We start from the raw sequence: 2,126 nt of genomic DNA on the forward strand, positions 1-2,126 counted from the left end.
GGCCCCGACGGATTGCCCGGGGCGGGTGAGTGGCTGCAGCCCGCCCTGCCGTGGCGGCTGCCGGCCCTGCTGCTGGGGGTGTTGGCGGGGGCGGCACTGCAGTTGCAGCAACCCGGCTTGTGGAGCGCTGGCGCCTATGTCGCACTGTTGTGCTCCGCGCTGGTGGTGGGCTGGTGCGGGGTTGCCGCCAACCGCCCACGCCGCCCGGGGGCGGTGCGCCATGCCCGGGCGCGCGCTGCTACGGCGGCGGTGCTGGTGCTGCTGGCCGGGGCGATGGCCATGGCGGCTGTCAGTGGCTTGCGGGCCACGGCCTATCTGCAGCAGGGCCTGGACCCGGCGCTGGAGGGGCAGGACATCCGCGTGACCGGGGTGGTGTCGGCCATGCCGCAGACCAATGAGGCGGGCACCCGGCTGCGCCTGGAGGTCCTGTCCGCGCGGCTGCAGGGCAACCCTGTGCAGTTACCGCCTCGGATCGAGGTCGCCTGGTACGGCGGCGCTTTTGTCCGCGATGCGGGCGATGCCGTGGACCTGCAGCGCCAACCCGCCCCGGTGCGCGCGGGGGAGCGCTGGGAGATGACGGTGCGGTTGAAAGCGCCCCACGGCCTGCGCAATCCCCATGGGTTTGACTTTGAGCTGTGGACCTGGGAGCAGGGCGTGCAGGCCACCGGCTATGTGCGCGCGGGCCCGAAAGACGAGCCACCGCGCCGCCAGGCCACCACCTGGCAGCACCCGGTAGAGCAGGCGCGCCAAAGTGTGCGCGATGCCATCCTGGACCGCCTGGGCCGGGGTGCAGACGAGGCCGGCGACACGGGCCGTGCACGCATTGCGGGCGTGGTGGCGGCTTTGGTGACGGGTGACCAGCGTGCCATCGACCGTGCGGACTGGGACATGTTCCGCGCCACGGGCGTAGCGCACCTCATGAGCATTTCGGGGCTGCACATCACGCTGTTTGCCTGGCTGGCGGCCGGGGTGGTGCGGGCGCTGTGGCGGCGTTCCACGCGCTTGTGCCTGTGGGTGCCTGCGCCGTCGGCGGCACTGCTGGCTGGCGTTTTTCTGGCCAGCGCCTATGCGCTTTTCAGCGGCTGGGGCGTGCCTGCGCAGCGTACCGTCATCATGCTGAGCACTGTGGCATTGCTGCAGTGGATCGGGCTGCGCTGGCCCTGGCCCCAGGTGTGGCTGCTGGCCTGTGCCGCCGTGGTGCTGGCAGACCCCTGGGCGTTGGCGCAGGCAGGTTTCTGGCTGAGTTTTGTGGCTGTGGGTGTGCTGTTTGCTACTAATTCAATAGCTGAAAAGGTAGATGGATCAGGCGCAAAGAGACATTTATTTGCACTTTTTCGTGAGCAGTGGGTGGTTACGCTGGCGCTCACGCCCCTGAGCCTGCTGCTGTTTGGCCAGGTGTCGGTGGTGGGGTGGGTGGCCAACCTGGTGGCGATCCCGTGGGTCACGCTGGTGGTGACGCCCCTGGCGTTGGGCGGTGTGGTGTGGGGGCCGCTGTGGAACCTGGCGGCCTGGAGCTTGTGGCCCCTTACCGCGTGGCTGCAGTGGCTGGCGCAGTGGCCGGGGGCGATGTTGTTTTTGCCCGCCGCCCCCCTGTGGGCGGGTGTGGCTGCCGTGGTGGGAGGTGCTCTGCTGGCCATGCGGCTGCCTTGGCGCTTGCGGCTGCTGGCGCTGCCTTTGCTGTTGCCGGTGTTCTGGTGGCAGCCCGCGCGGCCTGCGCCGGGCCAGTTCGAGCTGCTGGCGGCCGACATCGGCCAGGGCAACGCGGTGCTGGTGCGTACGGCCACCCACAGCCTGCTCTACGACGCGGGGCCCCGTTTCAGCCGCGAGAGCGACGCGGGCCATCGTGTGCTGGTGCCGCTGCTGCGTGCTGTGGGCGAGCGGTTGGATGTGCTCATGCTCAGCCACCGCGATGCCGACCATACGGGCGGCGCAGCGGCGGTGCTGGCGCAGCAGCCCCGGGCCGAACTCACCGGCTCCATAGAGGCCGACCACGGCTTGCAGGCCCTGCGCGCTGCCAGGCCCTGTCTCGCGGGCCAGCGCTGGGAATGGGACGGTGTTGCCTTCGAGGTGCTGCACCCGCTGGCGGGGGATGACGCCCCGGTACCCCGCCCCCCGCGCCCCAACAC

Annotated in this window: 1 protein-coding gene; it reads left to right on the forward strand. The window is 70.6% G+C overall.

The window, feature by feature from the left end; genetic code table 11:
• Window positions 1-12 precede the first annotated feature (12 nt).
• A partial coding sequence (locus DBR12_RS12470) for a DNA internalization-related competence protein ComEC/Rec2 (protein WP_369861544.1) occupies window positions 13-2,126 on the forward strand: 2,114 nt, incomplete at its 3' end.

Origin of the sequence: Acidovorax sp. HMWF029, from assembly GCF_003060895.1 — a bacterium.
In the GTDB taxonomy this organism is placed as follows: domain Bacteria; phylum Pseudomonadota; class Gammaproteobacteria; order Burkholderiales; family Burkholderiaceae_C; genus Acidovorax.